Genomic DNA, 18,944 nt, shown 5'->3' with positions numbered 1-18,944 from the left:
TTCTTGACGACCATAGAGCATTGGAACCACCTGATCCCATCCCGAACTCAGCAGTGAAACGATGCATCGCCGATGGTAGTGTGGGGTTTCCCCATGTGAGAGTAGGTCATCGTCAAGATTAAATTCCAGAACCCCTGATTGCTAACGCAATCAGGGGTTTTGTTTTTGCGCGCAGGAAAGTGCTGGCTGTTCGGGGACGACCTTGCAGGCACCTCATTCGGCTCCCGCTTGCCGCTATCCACTTGAAGCTGCCGCTGTGCCCGCCACAAATTTGCACAGTTATTTTCAGGCCAGGACACTAGAATAGCGGCTACCCCTTTTAGAGCCAGAGTCCCTTATGCCAGATCCGGTTGACGCCTCCGGGTTGTCAGATTTACCGCTGGACGACCTGGTGGCCTGCCACGAGTGTGATCTCTTGATGCGCAAGCCTGAGCTCGCTCACGGTGAAAAAGCCCTGTGCCCGCGCTGTGGCTACGAGCTTTATGCCCATCGTCATAATGTCGTAGAGCGCAGCCTGGCATTGGTGATTGCCGCCTTGTTGTTGTACGTCCCTGCGAACTTTTTACCCATCATGCAGCTCAATCTACTCGGGCAGACATCCGAAGATACGGTCTGGAGTGGTGTGCTGGGTTTGTTCAATACCGGCATGCAAGGTGTGGCCGTCGTGGTGTTCCTGTGCAGCATGGGGATTCCGCTGCTCAAGCTGCTGTGCCAACTGCTGGTATTGCTGAGCATCCGCTGGAATATCGGCCGCAGTTACGGTTTGTTGCTTTACCGCATTTATCACCATCTGCGCGACTGGGGCATGTTGGAGGTTTATTTGATGGGCGTGCTGGTCGCGATCGTCAAATTGGCCGACTTGGCCGCCATCTCGGTGGGCCTGGGCCTGGTGTGTTTTGTCAGTTTGTTATTGGTCCAGGTCTGGTTGGAAGTGGTCATGTCGCCGCATCAGATCTGGGAGGCGTTGTCAGGAGAGGATCTTCATGCGGGCGATTGAGGCGGGCATTCTGATCTGTACCGAATGCCATGAATTGAACAAGCAGGAACCCGATACCGACGAGCAGGTCTGTACCCGTTGCGGGGCGCTGGTTCATTCGCGTCGCCCGAATAGCATCATGCGGACCTGGGCGTTGCTGATCACCGCAGCGATCCTCTATATCCCGGCCAACCTGCTGCCGATCATGACGGTCAGCACCCTGGGGCAGGGCGAAGGGGACACCATCATGTCGGGTGTCATCACCCTGGTTCAGCACGGGATGTTCCCTATCGCTGCCGTGGTGTTTATCGCCAGTATTCTGGTGCCCACTTTCAAGTTGGTGGGGATCGCCCTGTTGCTGTTCTCGGTGCAGCGCCATCAGCCGTTATCGGCACGCCAGCGCATCATCATGTACCGCTTTATCGAATTCATTGGCCGCTGGTCGATGTTGGATATTTTTGTGATCGCCATCCTGGTAGCGGTGGTGAATTTTGGTCGGCTGGCCAGCATCGAGGCCAATCTCGGTGCGGTCGCATTTGCCAGTGTGGTGATTTTGACAATGCTCGCCGCAGTAACTTTTGATCCCCGCCTGATCTGGGATAACACGGAGTCGGACGACGACCATGAGTGATTTGCCTAAAGCTAAAACCCGTCCTGCCTCAAACTGGTCGGCCATCTGGGTCTTGCCCCTGATTGCGTTGATCATCGGTGGCTGGTTGGGCTGGCGTGCCTACAGCCAGACCGGCATCGAGGTTCAGGTCCGCTTTGAAAGCGGCGAGGGCATCCAGGCGAACAAGACCGAAGTGGTCTACAAAGGCATGCCGGTGGGCAAGGTCAAGACCCTGGCCCTGGACGACGAGGGCAACTCCAAAGGGGTGATCGCCACCGTTGAGATGAACAAGGATGTCGAGCAGTACCTCAAGACCGGCACCCGCTTCTGGCTGGTCAAACCCAGCGTGACCCTGGCCGGGATCACCGGCCTGGAAACCCTGGTCTCCGGTAACTACATCGCGGTCAGCCCTGGTGAAGGCGAGCCTTCGCGCAAGTTCAAGGCGCTGGCCCAGGAGCCTCCGCTATCGGACCTCAAGCCCGGGCTGCACCTGACCATCAAGGCCGAGCGGCTGGGCTCGCTGAACCGTGGCAGCCCGGTGTTCTACAAACAGATCCAGGTCGGCCAGGTCAAAAGCTACCTGCTGTCGGAAGACCAGAACACGGTCGAGATCAAAGTCTTTATCGAGCCGACCTACGCCAACCTGGTGCGCAAACACACGCGTTTCTGGAATGCCAGCGGCATCAGCATCGACGCCAACCTGTCCGGGGTGAAACTGCGCAGTGAATCCCTGGCCAGCATCGTCGCCGGCGGTATTGCGTTTGCCACGCCGGAGAACCGCAAGGACAGCCCGCCCACCGACCCAAGCCTGCCGTTCCGTCTGTATGAGGATTTCGACGCGGCCCAGGCCGGGATTCGGGTCAAGGTCAAACTGTCCGACTTCGAAGGCCTGCAAGCCGGTCGCACGCCGGTGATGTACAAAGGCATCCAGGTCGGCAGCTTGAAAACCTTGAAGGTCGACCCTGACCTGTCCAGCGCCACCGCAGAGTTGACCCTGGACCCTCTGGCAGAGGACTACCTGGTCCAGGGCACGCAGTTCTGGATCGTCAAACCGTCGATTTCCCTGGCTGGCATCACCGGGCTCGAGGCGCTGGTGAAAGGCAACTACATCGCCATCCGACCTGGGGACAAGGGCGCTGCGCCGCAACGGGAGTTCGAGGCCCGAGCCAAGGCGCCGCCGCTGGACCTGCGCTCCCCCGGCCTGCACATGGTGCTGTTCACCGATAACCTGGGCTCGCTGGATGTCGGCAGTCCGATTCTCTACAAACAGGTCAAGGTCGGTTCGGTACAGAGTTACCAGTTCTCGCGCACCCGCAAGCAGTTGGTGATCGGGGTGCACATCGAGAAGGAATACGAAAACCTGGTCAACGGTTCGACCCGCTTCTGGAACGTCAGCGGCATCACCCTGACCGGTGGATTGACCGGCGGCATCCAGGTCAAGAGCGAATCCCTGCAGAGCCTGATGGCGGGCGGCATCGCCTTTGATACGCCACGGCCTAACGTGGCCCTGAAGAAACGTATCCCGCGCTTCCGCCTGTTTGCCAATCAGGAAGAGGCGGCGCAAAAGGGTACCCTGATCAGCATCAAGGTTGACCGCGCCGATGGCCTGCGCTCCGGAACTCCGATTCGTTTCAAAGGCCTGGATGTGGGCAAGATCGAAGAGGTCGACCTGAGTGCCGACTTGCAGTCGGTGGTGCTCAAGGCACGTATCACCGAGGTGCCGGAGCGCATCGCCCGAGTTGGCAGCCAGTTCTGGGTGGTCAAGCCCGAGTTGGGCCTGATCAAGACCGCCAACCTGGAAACCCTGGTTACCGGTCAATACATCGAAGTCCAACCTGCCGCGAAGAGCCTTGGGGCGCAGACCAGCTTTATCGCCCTGGCCCAACCACCGGAAACCGCTGCGCCCGAAGACGGCCTGAGCCTGGTGCTCAGCGCTGCGCGCCGCGGTTCATTGAAGGTCGGGGTGCCGGTGACTTATCGCGAAGTGGCGGTGGGCAAGGTCACCGGTTACGAGTTGGGCAAAACCGCCGATCGAGTGCTGATTCGGGTGCTGATCGAACCCAAGTACGCACCGCTGATTCGTGGCGGCACGCGCTTCTGGAACACCAGCGGCTTTGGCCTGGACTTCGGCTTGTTCAAGGGCGCGACGGTGCGTACCGAGTCCCTGGAAACCCTGATCCAGGGCGGTATCGCCTTCGCCACGCCAGACGGCGAGCGCATGGGTAATCCGGCCCGGCCTGAGCAGACCTTCCCGTTGTTCGATAAATTCGAAGACGAATGGCTGACCTGGGCGCCGAAGATCCCTCTCGGTAAATAAGCTCAGCGGGTCCCCATAAAAAAGGCCGCGATCTGTGAAGATCGCGGCCTTTTTGTTGCGGCGGGCCTGATTTAAATCGGGTCCAGCTCCGCTTCCGGTTCTGCTGCGACGTTCAAGGTCGCCTTGACCTGATCGTGACGGCGGATGAACTTCCAGTCCGCCTCGTCGATGTAGATACCGTTCGGGCCGCTGCCGCCTTCGAGGTCGATGGCGACATGGGCCGATACCTGGGGTTTGACGCTGGCCAGGATCGGCACGAAGCCCAGTTGCAGGCTGGTTTCCAGCAGTGCGGCCTGGTTCTTCTCGTCGATGTCGGCGGCCTCATCGAGGTAGTACGGCAAGCGCACGCGTCCGGCCTGGTCGCGATCCATCAAGTGCAGCAACAAGTACATGTTGGTCAGCGCCTTGATGGTCATGGTGGTGCCGTTGGACGCTGCGCCGTCGATGTCGGTGTGGATCACCGGTTGGCCATTGACCTTGGTGATCTCGAACGCCAGTTCGAACAGGTCCTTGAGGCCCAACTGGTTATGGTTGGCCGCCACCAGGCGCGCCAGGTACTCCTTGGCCTCTTCGTTCTTGTTGTCCTGCTCGGCACTCTGGCTCAGGTCGAACACCGACAGGGTTTCGCCTTCTTCATACTGACCGGCACTGTGGATGATCTGATCGATGTGCTTCAGCGCTTCCTTGTTCGGCGCAAGGACGATGCGGAAGCTCTGCAGGTTGGATACCTGACGTTTGTTGATCTCGCGGTTGAACAGCGCCAACTGGTGTTCGAGGCTGTCGTAGTCGCTGCGAATATTGCGCAGGGTCCGGGCGATGTCGGTGACCGCCGCGCGACGTGCCTTGCCCAGGGTCAGGGCTTCGTCGGTGCGGTGGGCATAGGCGTTGATCAACAGTTGCAGGCGGCGCTCGACATCGTCTTCGCTGTCGAACTTGGCCACGCCCTTGAGGCGGACCTGGGCGTAAAGCGCCTCGATCTGTCCGTCGACCCGCTGCAAGCCCTGCCAGCTGTCCTGATAGTCGTTGAGCAGGGGCAGCAGGTTGTCCATCGAGTCATCGATCGGGTCCATGCACGGCGTGCCAAACGGCAGATCGGCAGGCAACAGCTGGCGGCGGCGCAGAGCGTCGTCGAGGGTGCGTTGCTTGGCTTCCATATCGGCAATTTGCCGTCCAACCAATTGCAGCTTGGCCGACAGTTGCTGGACGCGCTCGGTGAAGGCGTCGCTGGAGCGCTTGAGTTCGTCCTGGGCGGCTTCCATCTGCGCCAGCTGTTCGAGTTTCTCGCCCTCCTCGGCACTCAGGGTTTGTGCGCGGCGGAAGTCTTCCAGGGCTTTTTGCGCGTCCAGCACCTGCTGGTACAGCGCTTCGGTCTGGGTCTTGCTCGCGGCGCGGTCAGCGGCCACGGCTTGCTGGGTCTTGAGTTGCTTGAGTTCTTTTTCCAGGCGCTCCTTCTGGTCGCGCAGGGCGGCGCGGTCGGCCAGGGCCTGCAGCGCAGGCGGTTCGATGTGCGACAGGTCGATGCTCAGCCCCGGCACTTCGAAACGCTCGCCCTTGAAGGCGTCGAGGATCAGCTCCATGGATTTGACCCACTCGCCGTTCTCGTCCAGCGCAATGCCGTGCTCGCCCAGGGGCAGGCTGAACAGGGCGCTGTTGAACAGGCGCATCAGGCGTTCGACGTCCTGCTGCGAAAACTCTTCGCGCAGTCGGGCATAGCTGTTGTTGTCGGCGTGATCGAGTTGCTGCTTGACCGACTTCAGGCGTTTTTCCAGGTCCCGCAGGCGCTCTTCCAGGTCCTCGGCAGAGAACTGCCGGGATTGGGCCAGGGCGCCGGCCAGTTCATCGTGGGCATCCTTGGCCGCCAGCAGTTGCTGCTCCAGGACTTTCACGTCATCGACCAGGGCAAAGCGATGCTTGAGCACCGACAACTCGCCGAGCCAGCGTTGGATGCCGCTGATTTCCCGCTCCAGGCGCATCAGTTCCTGGGTGCCGCCGCGCTGATCGTTTTGCAGGGCGTCCTGTTCGTGGCGGTAGTGCTCGGCCTGGACCGTCAGTTCTTCCTTGCGGGCACTGGCGTAGTCGGACCAGGTGCCGAGCAGCGAATCCAGCAGCGGCGAAATACGGTGCAGCTTGCCGCGCAGCAGGTCGCGCTGCTTCACGCCGTTGGCCAGGGCTTCCACCAGCGGGCCGGCAGACACCAGGCAGTTGTAGTCCTGCTCCATGCGGCGCACGTCGCGGAAGGCTTCTTCGCAGGCGGCGATGTAGTCGACGCTGCCGGAACGCAGGCTGTGCTCGAAGGCATCGAGGAACAGCTGCTTGAGCTTGGCCGCGGTGATTTCGCGCATGTGCAGCAGGTTGATAAAGAGCGCGCGGAAGGTCTTCAGGCTCTGCTCGCTGGTGGAGCGCAGCGGAATCAGGGTCAGGTCCAGCGGGATCGAGGTGTGACCGCCGACCAGCAGGCGCCGCAGTTCATCAGGCTTGAGCTCATAGGCCTTGAGGCCCTGGCGCTCAAGATTGGTGAACAGTTCTTTCTGGCGCAGGCAGGTGTCGTCTTTCTGGTAATGGGCCAGGTCCAGCTGCCCCGCATAGGCGAAGAACTGGTGACCGAAACCACCGCCCGGGCCACGCCCGACCACGCCGATCACGTGGGGGCCATGGGGCAGGGACACTTCCACCAGGATGTAGCTGGTGTCCGAGGCGAAGTAGAAGCGCCGCGATTGTTCCAGGCTGTACTTGCCGAAACTCATGTCCGACATGCGCGCCAGAATCGGGAACTGCAGGGCGTTGATCGAGGCGGATTTACCCAGGTTGTTCGCCCCGTAGACCGACAGCGGCTCTTCCAGCGGGAACAGGCCCAGGCTGTAGCCGGCGGTGTTCAATAGGGCAAAGCGGCGGATGCCGTAGCGTTCCTTGCTCATGCGTCGAGCTCCTGTTCTTCGGCAATGGCCCGGGCCAGTGCGTCCTCTTCACTGTCTTCACCTTCGACAAATTCGCTGAGGTCCAGCGGATCGTCGGTCTCCAGCAGTTTTTCGTCGCTGTCGTGGTCGATCAGCACCGGCGTCGGCAACGGCAGCACGCTGTGCAGGCTGGCGGCCAGGTCGCGGTCCTGCTGAACCGAGAGGCAGACATCGAGGAAGCGGTGCATCGGCGGCAGGAAGCGGTAGATGCCCGGCTCCTCGCTGGCAAAGCCCAGTTGGGTCATGCGGCGCATGATTTTTTCTTCGAGTTCGTCCTGGGTCTGGACTTCGGCCTGGATAAACAGGTCGCGGTACTTTTCCAGCAACGAAGGCAGTTCATCGCGGCCCAGGCTGCCGCCGTCGAGCACGGCGATCGGGTCGCGGCCCTGGTCGGCCAGGTGTTCCACGAGGATGAAGGTGAACAGCGCCAGGCGCTGGGCGGTCTTGTTCACCTGGGCGGCGGCCAGGTCCGGGACGAAGTAATAGAAGCCGCGGGTGTCGCACACCAGCTCAAAGCCCAGGGCCTTGAACAGCGTGCGGTACTGGTCCTGGAAGTTCGACAGTTGGGCGTACAGCTCCGGGTCGCGGCGGCTGACGTGATAGCCCTTGAACAGCTCGCGAAAAATCGGCGCCAGCTGGGACAGTTCGGAAAGATCAAGATGCATGAGGAGTGCTCGCAGAATTCTCAGGCTGGTCATCGCGTGCCGAGAGCAGGGCGAAGGAGCGCAGGCTGACCTGGTGCTCATGGGTGTGGTAGTCGCGGCGTTCGAGACGCTCGCGCTTGAAGCGTTTTTCCCGGGATAAACGGGAGAACCAGTACAGCAACTCGTCGGTCGCGCCGTCCGGCTCCTGTTCCAGCAGCCAGTGCATCAGGTCCGGCATGGGCAGGGCATCTTCGCAGCGTTCGAGCATTTCCTTGACCGTGCGTGGTGCTCGCGGCGCTTCGCCCTTGTGGCTCTTGTGGGCCTTGGGGAAGCGCGCAGGCTTGGGCTCGAAGCGGGCCAGGGCATACACATAGGCCTCGACCTGGCCGGAACTGCCGAGGAAGGTGCTTTGCGGCCGGGTGAACATGGGCATGGCGGCTTGCGGAACGGCGTCGATGCCTTTGCGCCGGATCGCCGACAGGGCCAGGGCCGCGCCACGGGTTACGGCGTTGTGCCGGCGCGCTTCTTCACGCAATGGCAGCAGCAGCTCGCGGGCGTGGCGCAGGGTCAGCTGGGCGCTGGTCTGCATTTCGAGGATCCGCGCGTGGGTGCGCAGCAGCATGTCGTCGTCCACCAGGTGGCCCAGGCGCTGCTGTTCGGTGAGCATGCGCAGCAGGACGTTCTCGACCTTGCGCACCCCTTGTTCGAAGGCACCGTCGGCGTTCACCAGCTGGATCATCGGTTCGACGTATTCGTCCCAGGTCGCCAGTACCTCGGCATAGCGCTGGCGCAGGGGGATCTGCCGGTCGCTGGTCTTGGCCCGCTCGGCGACGGCCACCAGGGCCTGTTCGTCGTTGGCGAGTTTTTTCAATACATCGCGTACGCGCATGTCCAGCAGGCGCAATTGGCGCGCCAGGTCATTGCTGTCGCGGATATCAAACGCGTCCTGGATATAACCCGCCAGACGCTCCAGGTGGCGCAGGTAGGCTTCGATCTCCAGGCACAGGCCCAGGCGGTGTTCGCGCCGCAGGTAGGCCAGGAAGTCGTGGATCTGCGCGTTGAGCTCGAAACGGTTGGGGCTTTTCGCCACCGGAACCAGGATGTCGAGGCGGATCCACACGTCCAGCAGGCTGGTGATGTCCTGGGGCGTGCTGTCCAGTTGCTGGGCGGCCAGTTGGCTGCGCAGTTCGGCGAGGCTCAGGGTGCCTTGGTCGAAGTGCTCGCACAGTGGCTCCAGAAGTGCCCAGTGTTCGGCGAGGGCGCGCAAGACGCGCTTGGGTTCGATCATCGGAATGGCCGGCTGGTTGGCAATGAAAAGCAGCGATTGTACTGCATCAGGCGGTCGACGATTCACCCCCGGTCTTTTGATGAGACGGACTGTCGGTTTTCAAACCGATCAACAGCGGGCGATCTTCGTCGAAGGGCGGTAGAATCCCCCACCTCAGTTATCCACAAGTGGCCGACCTTTGCTTATCGAGTCCCGTCGTCGCGCTTATTTGACCGCCATGCAGGTGGTCAACTGGCTGCCGCGCACCGAATTGCCCTTTGCCGCGCCTTCGCGTCCCGAGTTGCTGGAGCTGCCAGAACCGCCGGTCGAGGTGCCTGCGCCTGCCGTCGTGGCCAAGGCGCCGACAGAGCAGCCGGTCGCCAAGCCTGCGGAACGGGCAAAAATCGAAGTGCCGCGCCCTGGCAGTAGCGCGCGCCCGGCCAGCAAGCCGGTGGAAGAGGCGGCACCGACACCGGTCGTGCCCAAGGCTGCGCCGGTGCCACCGCCGCGTTTTGCCCTGCAATTGCTGCGTGCCGGGCGTTGCCTGCTGCTGGTCGAACTGCCGACAGGCGAAGCGTTCCAGAGCCGCGATCCGGCCTACCTGCTGCTCAAAGACATGCTGCGTGCCGCCGGTTTGCCCGACAGCCCGCAGATCGTCGCCGAGCCGGTGCGCTGGCCGATGCTCACGCGCGGCAACCTCGACCAGGGCCCCGATGCGGCCCGGGATTTCGTCCAGGCCTTTGTTTCGGTGCGGGTCGAGGAAGAACCCTGCGTCTGCCTGTGGCTGATCGGCTTGCCGGCGGTGCGTTTTGCCGGAGAGGCCAACGCCGAATCCTACAACCGCGAACTCCAGGTCGAAGGCCTGGGTTCGGCCTGGGCCTTGCCTGGGCTGGAACTATTAATGGAAGAGCCACAGCGTAAGGCTGACGTCTGGCAAGCCATGCGTCGGCTGATGGCGCGCTGGAAGAGTACTGATGAGTAAGAACACAGATGAGTGATGCCGTGAACTTCCGCCTCGCCACCGAAGCGGACCTGGATGCCATCCTGAAGATCGAGTACGCGGCGTTCAGCCACCCCTGGACCCGCGGCATTTTCATGGATGCGTTCAAGTCCTATGAAGTGTGGCTGATGTTCGAAGGCAGCCAGCAGGTCGGGCACGGAGTGATCCAGGTGATCATCGACGAGGCGCATCTGCTCAACATCACCGTCAAGCCGGAAAGCCAGGGCCGCGGCCTGGGCTTGCGCCTGCTCGAAGAATTGATGAAACGGGCCTACGAGAAGGAGGCGCGCGAGTGCTTCCTGGAAGTGCGCTCCAGCAATCAGACCGCTTATCGGTTGTACGAGCGTTATGGTTTCAACGAAGTGGGACGGCGTCGGGATTACTACCCGGCGGTGGGCGGGCGCGAAGATGCGCTGGTGATGGCCTGCACGTTGGTCGACTGACCGGCCCGGTTTCGCTGTAGACGGCGGTGGAGCGAATCCACCGCCGCCGATTTTAGTGCCGGTCGCAGGCCCTTTCGGGTCAGCGGTTACCGTCCAGCGGTTTGCGGCGCGCCAGTTCGGCTTCATCCAGGCCATTGCCGCCACCGATATCGTCTTCATCGACAATACTCAGGTCCCAGTCGGCCTGTTCGCCGTCGCCGGTTTCATTGGCCGAACGGGCACCATCCTCGTGGATCAGGGTCTCAGGGCTGAGGTCGTCGTCGGTGGGCTCGTGGTCGGCGGTCGAGGCCCCGGTCAGGCCGGCTTCGCGGACACGCTCGGCGGGCAGGCGGTGCTCCAGTTCCGCCTCGGGGATGGTGTCGCCGATCTTGGCACTGGGCTCTTCGTCGTCGAAATGCAGCTCCTCCATCGAGCCCATGCGGTCTTCGTTGTCATCGATGGGCTCGGGCTGCGGCGCACCGTAAGGACGTCGTGATTCGGTCATGGCTATATCCTCATACTGTTGGGGCTTAAGGGGTGGACCTGCGCCGCCGCTCAAGATTCCACTGCGAGGGATAGCCGGTATCTACGCAACACACGTGACCTCGACAGGCGGTCGTCTGTCATACCAGCGCATCATTCTTGAGGCTTCACAGCATGAACGAACTACAAGATCTGATTGATAACAACGAGCGTTGGGCCGAGGCGATCAAGCAGGAAGACCCGGACTTCTTCTCCAAGCTGGCGCGCCAGCAGACCCCGGAGTACCTGTGGATCGGTTGTTCCGACGCCCGGGTGCCGGCCAACGAGATCGTCGGCATGTTGCCTGGCGACCTGTTCGTGCACCGCAACGTGGCGAACGTGGTGCTGCACACCGACCTCAATTGCCTGTCGGTGATCCAGTACGCGGTGGATGTACTCAAGGTCAAACACATCCTGGTCACCGGCCATTACGGCTGCGGCGGCGTGCGTGCCTCGATGCAGGATCGTCAGTTGGGCCTGATCGACGGCTGGCTGCGTTCGATCCGCGACCTGTATTACGAGCACCGCGAAGCCCTGGGGCAGTTGCCGACCGAGGAAGAGCAGGTTGACCGCCTGTGCGAACTGAACGTGATCCAGCAGGTGGCCAATGTCGGCCATACCAGCATCGTGCAGAACGCCTGGCATCGTGGGCAGAGCCTGTCGATTCACGGTTGCATCTACGGCATCAAGGACGGTCGCTGGAAGAGCCTGAACGCAACCATCAGCGGCTTCGAGCAACTGCCGCCGCAATACCGCCTGCGTCCGGTCGGCGCCATCTGACCCGAAACCGCGTAGCCGCTGCCGAAGGCTGCGCTGGCCCTTGCACACGCCGCATTCTCATCTGAAGAAATGCGGTGTCTGGGATGGCCAGCGCAGCCTGCGGCAGCGGCTACAGGTTTTGGGTTACAGGTGTGGCACTTCGGTGCTCGGCGCGGGCGCCGGGGCTTTGAGCTGTTGCAGCTGGGTCTTGATGGGCGCGGTTGCGCATTTGGCCTGGGCCTGTGGCGGGGTCAGGTCGCGGACCGAGGTGTAGAACAGCTCGCAGGTCTTGGCCTTGTCGGTCACCTGCCAGGTCTGGGTGCAGCGCTGCAATTGCGCGCTCGGGTCGCTGCCCGGCGTGCTGCCCATGCCCGCCTGCCAGCACGCGGCGCTCAAATCCTGCCCCATCACCTTCAAGCCTGCGGCATCGGCCTTGGCCTGATCGTTGTCGTAGTTGGCCGGGTCCGCCGCGTACCAGATGTAGCTGGGGTGGTTGGAGCCCAGCACCGGCACGTTCACCCCCGGGTTGGGGCTGATCTGCCCCAGGCCCAGTACCCCGACGCTGGCGCCGTATTGCTGCTTGATCCAGTTCCGCACCGGTGCGCCGAAGGCCACCATGGGCAAGGCCTTGCCGTCGGCGCTCTGGCTGACCTGCTTGACCATGCTGGTCTGGTAGTCCTTGAAGTAGTCATAGACGCCTTCCAGGTCCTTGCCGGCGCTGGAGGGCGCAGCGATGGGCGCGATGTCGACAATGGTCTGATAGCCCGGTGTCTGCTCGGCGGCGATGCCATTGGCGGTCAGCAGGGTCGCCCAGCGGTCGGTGGTGGCTGATTCCAGGTAATCCTGAGCACGGGTCAGGGAATAGTCCGGCGGGAAGTGCAGCAACTCGACGCTTTTGCGCTGTTCCAGGGCGATGCCCAGGGGCAGGAACAGGTACCAGCTGTAGGCCCACTTACCGTCAGCATTGAGCTGGCTGGCGCCCTTGTAGGCCAGGTCGCCGGCATCCAGCAGGGCCGTCAACGGTTTGCCGTAGCCTTGGGGCACGCCGCTGATGGTTGCGTGCAACTGCTGTTGATCGCCACTGACCTTGACCCGGGCGGTGCTGTAGCCGTCGCGTTGCACGCTTTGGGTCAGGTAATGCTCGACTGTCTGTTCCAGGGTCCAGTTGCGGAAGCAGATCACGTTGCAATTATTGGGATAGGCGAAGAGTTGGGTCACGCGCTGGGGGCTGCCCAGGGGCACCTCCACATCAGCGGCCAGGGCCGGTGCGCCCTGGATCAGGGCGGCGAGGCCCAGGGACAGTCCGGTGAGTTTATTCATGCTTGGCTCCTTGTCGGCGAGAACCCCGCTTGTGCGGGGTGAATATCCACAGGGGAACACTAGCGGGTGAACGGGAGCCGGGTAGGAATAACTTCATCAGCGGCGCCGATTGCGCGGCGCCGGTGAGGGTCAGCGCTTGAATTGCAGGGCGTTGCTCAAGTCGCCCAGGGGCTTTTGCCCGCGCGCGACCATGGCGGCGTCACGTTGCTTGATGCCGTCCAGGGGCTCCAACTGGAACACCCGGGTGATCAGGCGCAGGATCGAGGCAGTGTCGTAAATGGTGTGGTCCACCGTGCCTTTGCGGGCAAAGGGCGACACCACCAGGGCCGGGATCCGCGTTCCCGGGCCCCAACGGTCGCCCTTGGGCGGCGCCACGTGGTCCCACCAGCCGCCGTTTTCGTCGACCGTGACCACCACCACCATGTTTGACCACTGCGGGCTTTCGCGCAGCACCTTGAGCACCCGGTCGATATGTCGGTCGCCGGAGGCCACGTCGGCGTAACCGGCGTGCATATTGAGGTTGCCCTGGGGCTTGTAGAAGCTCACGGCCGGCAGCTTTCCGGCTTCGGCGTCGGCCAGGAACCTGTTGCTCCCCGATTCATCGCCCAGGCCGCCGTCGCGCAGGCGCCTGTTGCGCTCTTCGGGGTTTTCCGGCCCCTGGCGCTTGAAGTAGTTGAAGGGTTGATGGTGGTACTGGAAGTTGGGAATCTTCGGCAGGCCGGTCGAGTCCTTGAACTGGTCCAGGGTTGCTTGCCAGGCACCGCCGTACCAGGCCCAGTCGACGTTCTTTTTCGACAGCTTGTCGCCGATGTGTTCGTGGGTCTGGGGCACCAGCACGCTGGGCAGGTCGGCCTTGGCGTAGTCCGGGCGCTCGGGGTCGCGGATCCAGGTCGGCCAGTAGGGCGGGGCCATGGTGTTGACCGCGTAGCCATCCGGGGTCAGGGCGCTGGGGCCGAACTGCGGCGGGCCGGTCATGGCACTGGCCGGGGATTTTTCCAGGGGCTTGAGCCGGGTGTCTTGCGGGTTGTCGCTTTTCAGGGTGGCGATCTGCGACTTGGCCACCGAATTGGCCGCGTCCGGGTAGACGGGCACGGCGGCGCTGATCAGGTACTGGTGGTTGAGGAACGAGCCACCGAAAGCCCCCTGGAAGAAGTTGTCACACAGCACGAATTCCCGCGCCACATCCCACAGCCGCAGGGAATAGCGGCTTTGCGGGTAATGGCCCATGGTCAGGGCGCCGGAGTCGGCCCAGGCGACAAAGCCGTCATTTTTGCCATCGTTGATCTGCATCTGGTTCTGATAGAACACGTGCCACAGGTCGCGGGTCACCAGGCCCAGGGGCAGGTCCTCGCCACTCGGGCCCTTGAGGGCGAACGGAGCGTTGGGCAGGTCCTGCTGGAACTGGGTTTCGATCGGGTAGGTCACCCCATCGAGGTGTTGCGGGCCGACCTGCAGGATGCCGCCCCAGATCGGCGGCAAGGTCTGCAGCAGGCTGCCGTCGCGGTCGCGCTGCTGGTAATCGCCCGGCTTCAGGGAGGACAACGGCTGCTCCAGCCCGGGGAAGTCGGCGAACAGGTTATTGAAGCTGCGGTTTTCGGCGTAGATCACCACCACGTTCTTCACCTGCTCGCGCAGGGCCTGGTCCAGCTCGGCCGGCGAGAGTGGGTGCTCCTGGGGTTTACCCGGTTCACCGGGCCCGCCGCAGGCGCTCAAGGTGGCGCCTACCCCCAGAACGGCAACGCCGCCAAGAAAGCGGCGGCGGCTGGTGTCAGTCAACTGTTCGGGCGCCGCGGGTTGCGCGTCGTCATGGTCTTTTTCGTCACTCATGCCAGTTCCCTGCAGGTCTTTTAGTCAATTGGTTACAAAATATTTCGGTCGAACGGTAGCAACCCAATATGACGGAAAGACTACAAAGCGGATCTAGGATGAAGCTGTAGTTGGCGGGGAAAAGTCCGAAATAACTGTAAGCCAAATGCTGCGGTCGCCCAGCCAAGCACAGGACGGTAAGCGGGGCCCGTCCTGGGGTGGATGTTCGGCGAGCCGGCTGCGACGGCGCCTCTGCCGTCGTCGCCCGCTCGCCAAGCGGTCAGGGCAATACCGGTGGCGTATAGGCCAGGGTGGTGCCCAAGGCCCAGAGCAGCACCAGGACCAACGGCGCGTGCACCAGCAATTGCACAAAGGAAAAGCCGATCAGGTCCCGGGCCTTGAGCCCGAGCACGCCCAATAGCGGCAGCATATAGAAGGGGTTGATCAGGTTCGGCAGCGCTTCGGCGGCGTTGTAGATTTGCACTGCCCAGCCCAGGTGGTATTGCAGGTCATTGGCCACCTGCATCACATAAGGCGCCTCGATGATCCACTTGCCACCGCCCGAGGGAATAAAGAACCCCAGCACCGCCGAGTACACGCCCATCAGCAGCGCGTACGTATCGTGGGAGGCGATCTGCACGAAAAAGGTCGAGATATGGTGGGCCAGCGTCTGGCCGTCGACACCCTTGACCACCGTCATCAAGGCCGCAATCGAACCGTACAGCGGGAACTGGATCAGCACCCCGGTGGTGGTCGGCACCGCGCGCGCCACGGCATCGAGGAAGCTGCGCGGGCGCCAGTGCAGCAGGGCGCCGAGCATCAGGAACAGAAAGTTGTAGGTATTGAGCCCGGAAATCGCGGTGATCGCCGGTTTGGTCGAGAACTCATGGAACAGCCAGCCACCCGCCAGGACCACCAGGGCAATGGTCAGCAGCGGGCTGTATTCCAGCCATTCCCCGGGGCGGGTGCGCGGTTGCGGTGCCGGCATGCTGAAGCTGGGGTCGACGCCGCAGGCCTGGGCATCACGGGCCGAATTCGGGCCGGGAGCGGTGGCGTAGGCGATGACCAGCGAAACCACGATCAATGCCAGCAGCAACACGCCGGACTGCCAGAGAAAGATGGTCTGGGTGAAGGGAATCACCCCGGTGATCGACAGGATCGACGGCGGCAGGCTGCCCGGGTTGGCCTGCAATTGCGCGGCCGACGACGACAGCCCCAGGGCCCAGACGGCACCCAGCCCCAGGTAGGCGGCGGCACCGGCGGCGCGGTAATCCATGCGCAGGTCGGTGCGCCGGGCCAGGGCTCGTACCAGCAAGCCGCCGAATACCAGGGACAGGCCCCAGTTGAGCAAGGAGGCGACCATTGAGATCAGCGCTACCCAGGCCACGGCCGAACGGCCGTTTTTCGGGATGCGCGCCAGTTTGTCGATCAGTTTCACCGCCGGTGGCGAACTGGCGACCACATAGCCGCCGATCACCACAAAGGCCATCTGCATGGTGAACGGGATCAGGCTCCAGAACCCGTCGCCAAACGCCATGGCGGCGTCGGTGGGCTTGGCGCCCATGGCCAGGGTGGCGAGGGCGACGATGATCACCGCCAGCGCGGCGAACACCCAGGAGTCGGGGAACCAGCGTTCGGCCCAGCTTGAACAGCGCAGGGCAAAGCGGGCGGAGCGGCTGTCTTCGATGTCTGCGGACACGGAAATACCTCAAGTGTTTTTATGTTTAATCAGGAGGTCGGGCGCCAGGGCAGGAGGCGTCCGATAACTGTGCAAGAATGCGGCAATTGGGAACCACTGCAAAGGATTGAAGGACATGTCATTTCCCGCTGAAGAACGTCAGGCCCTGCTCAAGGTCAAGGGTGTCGGAGCCACCGTGGTTTCGCGCCTGGAACAATTGGGCTTCACCTCCCTGGCGCAGTTGGCGGCGGCCGATGCCCTGGAGATCGTCACCCAGGCCGCGTCGCTGGTGGGCTCCAGTTGCTGGAAAAACAGCCCCCAGGCCCGCGCGGCGATCCAGGCCGCCATCGCCATGGCCAGGGACGCCTGAGCCGGTGAGCCGCGAAACCCCCTTCGCCTATCAGGCGGTGTACCGCTACCTGGTTGAGTGGATCGACAATGCCAGCGAGGCCGAGCAGCGCCTGCCCTCGCTGCGGGCCCTGGCGCTGCGGCTGAAGGTCTCGATCTCGACCATCAAGCATGCCTACGCCTTGCTTGAAGACCAGGGGCGCATCCAGTCCCGGCCCAAACAGGGCTATTTCCGGGTGCCGCTGGCGCCGTCGCAACTGCCGGTGGATGGGCCGAGCTTGATCGACAGTGTCTATGCCCAGGCGCGCCAGCCCGGCATGTTGGCGCTGTGCAGCGATGCGCCGGCCATATTGCTGTCCCTGGAAAATCCGCTACTGATGACCGAGCGCGAGCTGACCCGACAATACCCGCGCTCCCAGGCGCCACCGTTCCAGCCCTTTGGCGAACCCGAACTGCGCAGCGTCCTGGCCGAGCGCTATACCCGCTCTACCACGGACTATTGGCAGGCCGAACAGGTGTACCTGGGACCGGACCTGCGCAGCCTGCTGGAGCTGGCGCTGCATGCCCTGGAGCTGACGGGCAGCGTGGCGCTGGTGGAGTCGCCCTGTTCCTGGGCGATGCTGCGCCAACTGCGCGCCGCCAATATCCGGGTCATCGAACTGCCCCTCGACCGCACCGGGCGTTTCGATCAACAGCAGCTGCAAGACCTCCTGCAACGTGAGCCGGTGCGCCTGGTGGTGCTGTCATCGACCTTCAGCGTGCCCCACGGCAGCCTGATGCCGGCGGCCGACAAACAGCGGCTGTGCCGCTGGCTGGACGAGCGGGGCATCTGGCTGTTCGAGAACGACAGCTATGGCGAGTTTTGTTTCAGCCCGGCCCCTGCGCGCTTTCGTGACTACGCCAACCCCGAGCGGCTATTGGTGTTTGCCACGTGCGACAAGCAGATCGGCGCCGAGGCTCCGTTCAGCTACGTCCTGACCCGAGGCCATGGCCAGCGCCTGCATCGGCAGTTTCTAGAGCGTGCCTTTCGCCTGTCGCCGCTGCGTCAGCAGGCCCTGGCCCGGCTGTTCAGCTCCGGGCGGGTCGACCAGCATTTGCTGAAACTGCGGGTGCTGTTGCGCGAGCGCATGGGCCAGATGCAGTGTCTGCTTCAGGAGCACGCCGCCCAGCAATTGCGGGTACAGCCGGCGGCCGGTGGCGCGACGTTATGGGTCGAGGCCCTGCGCCCGGTGGAGATGTTGCAGGTGTACCAGCGCCTGTTGGCCCAGGGCCTGGTCATTTCCCCCGGGCCAATGTTCAGCCAACAAGGCCTGTGGCGGCATCACCTGCGCCTGAGCTACACCCTCGACTGGCGCCAGGATATCCCCGGCGCCATTCAGGCCCTGGCCCAGGCCATCGATCAGGAACCCTGTTCGACCCCATAGCAGTGCCGCGCTTCGGGAAACTGCCCATCGCGCACTTCGGCGGCAAAGCGCTCGCAGGCCTGGCTGATCAGCGCGGCGGCGTCGGCGTATTGCTTGACGAAGCGCGGCACCTGCTCGCCGCCCAGGCCCAGCAGGTCCTCGGTGACCAGCACCTGGCCGTCGCAGGCGGGGGAGGCGCCGATGCCGATGGTTGGCATGGCCGAGAACTCGCTGATGCGCCGGGCCACCGGTTCCGCCACCCCTTCCAGCAGCAGGCTGAAAGCGCCCGCGGCGAGGTGGGCACGGGCGTCTTCTTCGATCGCCCGGGCCGTGGCTTCACTCATGCCCTGAGCCTTGAACCCGCCCATGGCGTTGACGTACTGCGGCATCAGGCCGATGTGGGCCATCACCGGAATGCCCCGTTGCACCAGAAACTCCACGGTCGGCGCGAGGGCCTTGCCGCCTTCGAGCTTGATCGCGTCGCAGCCGGTGCGCGCCAGCACCTGGGCGCAGTTGCGGTAGGCCTGTTGCGGCGACTCTTGATAACTGCCAAACGGCATGTCGGCGATTACACAGGCCAGGCGGGTGCTGGCGACCACGGCGCGGCTGTGGGCGATGATTTCCTCAAGACTCATGTCCAGGGTCGAAGTGCGACCGTAGCCGACCATGGCCGTGGAGTCGCCGATCAGCACGAAGTCGACGAACGGGTCCATCAACCGGGCCATGTGGCTGGTGTAGGCGGTCAGGGAGACGATTTTCTGCCGGCCTTTCATCGCCACCAGTTGCGGTACGGTCAGGCGGCGGGTGCGGGTATGGATGCTCATGGCGGCTTTCCTGTTCTGCTGCGGTTTGGAAAGTTGCCGATTATTGCTGCTGCTCAAGGGGATTCAATGCACAGAAACTGGCTAAAAATAGACC

16 protein-coding genes and 1 rRNA gene are annotated in these 18,944 nt (G+C 63.0%); 9 read left to right on the top strand and 8 right to left on the bottom strand.

From position 1 onward, the window contains the following. Positions 1 to 2: 2 nt before the first annotated feature. From rrf to AC19YX_RS18880, 4 genes are all read left to right on the top strand, one after another. A 5S ribosomal RNA gene (gene rrf / locus AC19YX_RS18895) occupies positions 3 to 118 on the top strand. A 219-nt stretch (positions 119 to 337) separates the two neighbouring features. Beyond that, positions 338 to 997 (top strand): paraquat-inducible protein A, encoded by a 660-nt coding sequence (locus tag AC19YX_RS18890; RefSeq protein ID WP_078472509.1) that lies wholly within the window; start codon positions 338 to 340, stop codon positions 995 to 997. Continuing rightward, positions 984 to 1,607, top strand: coding sequence for a paraquat-inducible protein A (locus AC19YX_RS18885; protein ID WP_500606763.1), 624 nt, complete (start codon positions 984 to 986; stop codon positions 1,605 to 1,607). Before AC19YX_RS18890 ends, AC19YX_RS18885 begins: the two co-directional genes overlap by 14 nt. Then, positions 1,600 to 3,903, top strand: a complete 2,304-nt coding sequence (locus AC19YX_RS18880) for a PqiB family protein (protein WP_500606762.1) — start codon at positions 1,600 to 1,602, stop codon at positions 3,901 to 3,903. Before AC19YX_RS18885 ends, AC19YX_RS18880 begins: the two co-directional genes overlap by 8 nt. A 71-nt stretch (positions 3,904 to 3,974) precedes the next feature. On the opposite strand, the gene mksF is transcribed toward AC19YX_RS18880, so the two are convergent. From mksF to mksB, 3 genes are read right to left on the bottom strand one after another with little or no spacing between them, the layout of a single operon-like run. Continuing rightward, positions 3,975 to 6,818 (bottom strand): Mks condensin complex protein MksF, encoded by a 2,844-nt coding sequence (gene mksF / locus AC19YX_RS18875; protein WP_020297719.1) that lies wholly within the window; start codon positions 6,816 to 6,818, stop codon positions 3,975 to 3,977. After that, positions 6,815 to 7,522 (bottom strand): Mks condensin complex protein MksE, encoded by a 708-nt coding sequence (gene mksE, locus AC19YX_RS18870; RefSeq protein WP_020297718.1) that lies wholly within the window; start codon positions 7,520 to 7,522, stop codon positions 6,815 to 6,817. The genes mksF and mksE overlap by 4 nt, the downstream gene beginning before the upstream one ends. Then, positions 7,512 to 8,789 (bottom strand): Mks condensin complex protein MksB, encoded by a 1,278-nt coding sequence (gene mksB / locus AC19YX_RS18865; protein WP_020297717.1) that lies wholly within the window; start codon positions 8,787 to 8,789, stop codon positions 7,512 to 7,514. The genes mksE and mksB overlap by 11 nt, the downstream gene beginning before the upstream one ends. A 178-nt stretch (positions 8,790 to 8,967) precedes the next feature. Here mksB and AC19YX_RS18860 point away from each other — a divergent pair, with 178 nt between their 5' ends. Beyond that, on the top strand, positions 8,968 to 9,750 hold the full coding sequence (locus AC19YX_RS18860) for an energy transducer TonB (protein WP_242487539.1): 783 nt from the start codon (positions 8,968 to 8,970) through the stop codon (positions 9,748 to 9,750). A gap of 8 nt (positions 9,751 to 9,758) precedes the next feature. Beyond that, positions 9,759 to 10,211: a ribosomal protein S18-alanine N-acetyltransferase gene (gene rimI / locus AC19YX_RS18855; protein ID WP_078472503.1), complete on the top strand. Its 453-nt coding sequence runs from the start codon at positions 9,759 to 9,761 to the stop codon at positions 10,209 to 10,211. A gap of 79 nt (positions 10,212 to 10,290) precedes the next feature. Here the strand turns inward: rimI and AC19YX_RS18850 are convergent, their stop codons facing one another. Next, positions 10,291 to 10,695: a serine kinase/phosphatase gene (locus AC19YX_RS18850; RefSeq protein ID WP_500606761.1), complete on the bottom strand. Its 405-nt coding sequence runs from the start codon at positions 10,693 to 10,695 to the stop codon at positions 10,291 to 10,293. Positions 10,696 to 10,847: 152 nt separating this feature from the next. Here AC19YX_RS18850 and can point away from each other — a divergent pair, with 152 nt between their 5' ends. Further along, positions 10,848 to 11,492, top strand: coding sequence for a carbonate dehydratase (gene can / locus AC19YX_RS18845; RefSeq protein WP_020297713.1), 645 nt, complete (start codon positions 10,848 to 10,850; stop codon positions 11,490 to 11,492). A gap of 123 nt (positions 11,493 to 11,615) precedes the next feature. Here the strand turns inward: can and AC19YX_RS18840 are convergent, their stop codons facing one another. From AC19YX_RS18840 to AC19YX_RS18830, 3 genes are all read right to left on the bottom strand, one after another. Beyond that, on the bottom strand, positions 11,616 to 12,791 hold the full coding sequence (locus tag AC19YX_RS18840) for a hypothetical protein (protein WP_500606760.1): 1,176 nt from the start codon (positions 12,789 to 12,791) through the stop codon (positions 11,616 to 11,618). A 129-nt stretch (positions 12,792 to 12,920) separates the two neighbouring features. After that, positions 12,921 to 14,618 (bottom strand): acid phosphatase, encoded by a 1,698-nt coding sequence (locus AC19YX_RS18835; RefSeq protein ID WP_500606759.1) that lies wholly within the window; start codon positions 14,616 to 14,618, stop codon positions 12,921 to 12,923. 259 nt (positions 14,619 to 14,877) lie between these two features. Next, positions 14,878 to 16,296, bottom strand: a complete 1,419-nt coding sequence (locus AC19YX_RS18830) for a TIGR00366 family protein (RefSeq protein ID WP_201127984.1) — start codon at positions 16,294 to 16,296, stop codon at positions 14,878 to 14,880. A 115-nt stretch (positions 16,297 to 16,411) separates the two neighbouring features. On the opposite strand from AC19YX_RS18830, the gene AC19YX_RS18825 reads away from it, so the two are divergent. Both AC19YX_RS18825 and AC19YX_RS18820 read left to right on the top strand, forming a co-directional pair. Further along, complete coding sequence (locus AC19YX_RS18825; RefSeq protein WP_078472498.1) at positions 16,412 to 16,645, top strand: Pathogenicity locus; 234 nt, start codon at positions 16,412 to 16,414, stop codon at positions 16,643 to 16,645. Between the two features lie 4 nt (positions 16,646 to 16,649). Further along, positions 16,650 to 18,047 (top strand): aminotransferase-like domain-containing protein, encoded by a 1,398-nt coding sequence (locus AC19YX_RS18820; RefSeq protein WP_500606758.1) that lies wholly within the window; start codon positions 16,650 to 16,652, stop codon positions 18,045 to 18,047. Here AC19YX_RS18820 and panB read toward each other — a convergent pair. After that, a complete protein-coding gene (gene panB, locus AC19YX_RS18815; protein WP_020297707.1) occupies positions 18,023 to 18,850 on the bottom strand; it encodes a 3-methyl-2-oxobutanoate hydroxymethyltransferase in 828 nt (275 codons plus the stop codon). The two genes, AC19YX_RS18820 and panB, sit on opposite strands and share 25 nt — an antisense overlap. Positions 18,851 to 18,944: the final 94 nt, after the last annotated feature.

The organism is Pseudomonas sp. MF09150 (assembly GCF_059862355.1).
This window is presented reverse-complemented; position numbering and strand designations above follow the sequence as displayed.